The sequence below is a fragment of the Terrabacter terrae genome (assembly GCF_039529575.1).
Classification (GTDB): Bacteria; Actinomycetota; Actinomycetes; order Actinomycetales; family Dermatophilaceae; genus Terrabacter; species Terrabacter terrae.
In genome coordinates this window covers 1-1,159 of record NZ_BAAANB010000023.1, presented here as the reverse complement: position 1 = coordinate 1,159, position 1,159 = coordinate 1, and the positions used below count along the sequence as shown (strand labels likewise).

General features: G+C 74.0%; 2 protein-coding genes. One reads left to right on the top strand and one right to left on the bottom strand.

What is annotated here, in order from left to right:
- Nucleotides 1-304: thioredoxin domain-containing protein (locus ABD194_RS18535; RefSeq protein WP_486388611.1), on the top strand; the 304-nt coding region annotated here is incomplete at its 5' end.
- A gap of 13 nt (nt 305-317) precedes the next feature.
- Here the strand turns inward: ABD194_RS18535 and ABD194_RS18530 are convergent.
- Nucleotides 318-992, bottom strand: a complete 675-nt coding sequence (locus tag ABD194_RS18530) for a class I SAM-dependent methyltransferase (RefSeq protein ID WP_343994232.1) — start codon at nt 990-992, stop codon at nt 318-320.
- Nucleotides 993-1,159 lie beyond the last annotated feature (167 nt).

The window sequence follows — 1,159 nt, the reverse complement described above, 5'->3', positions numbered from 1 at the left end:
CCACCCGGGCGAGGGCGACACCTCGGGCGTGCGCTCGGTCTTCGTCATCGACCCGGGCAACAAGGTGCGGCTGTCGCTGACCTACCCCAAGAGCGTCGGGCGCAACTTCGACGAGATCCTGCGCGCCGTCGACGCGCTGCAGCTCACCGACCGCGGCCCCTTCTCCACGCCGGCCGACTGGCGCGAGGGGCAGAAGGTCATCGTCGCCCCGACCGTGTCGACGGACGACGCCCGCCAGCGCTTCGGCGAGGGCTCCGTCGAGGAGGTCAAGCCCTACCTGCGCTACACGACCGCCCCCGCCTGAGCGGGGACGGAGCTCACGCGCGCACGGCGAGCACGACGGCCTGGTCGTCGCGCTCGTTGCCGGCGGCGCGGCGCACCAGCCGCGCGGCCTCGCCCGCGCCCGCGGCGGCCAGCCCGGCCGTGAGGTCGTCGGCCGTGTAGAGGTGCCTCTCGAGCGTGATGTCGTGCCCGAAGCGTCGGTAGCTCGGCGCCACGTCGCGTATGCCGTGTCCCGACTGGGCGCCCACGAGCAGGTGGCCGCCCGGCCGGGTCACGCGTGCGGCCTCGGTGAGCAGCTGCGCAAGGCCCGACGGCGGCGTGTGGATGACGGAGTACCAGAGCAGGACCCCGTCGACCGACGCGTCGTCGAACGGCAGCGCGTCGAGCGAGGCCACGTCGAACCGCAGGTCGGGGTGGTCACGCCGGGCCATCGCCACCATGCCGGGCGACAGGTCGACGCCGTGCGGCCGCACCCCGCGGTCGGCGAGGTAGCGGCTCATCCGCCCGGCCCCGCAGCCGGCGTCGAGCACGCTTCCGCCCTCGCCGACGGCGGCGACGAACGCGTCGACCATCGCGAGCTCGAGCGGGGTCTCGGGCCGCGTGTCGGGGAAGTATGTGGCGTAGTCGGCGGCGACGGTGTCGTAGGCGTCCCGCACCGACGCGTAGCCGCCGGAGATGTCGCGGTCCGCTGCTGTCGGTCCCGATGCCATGCGCGCATGCTGCCGGACGCCACCGACGGTGCCCGCGCTCCTCAGCCGAGCAGGCGGGTCAGCTCGGCGACGAACGCGTCGACGTCGGACTCCTGGGTGTCCCAGGAGCACATCCAGCGCACCTCGCCGGTGGCCGGGTCCCAGTCGTAGAAGCGGAACTTCTCGCG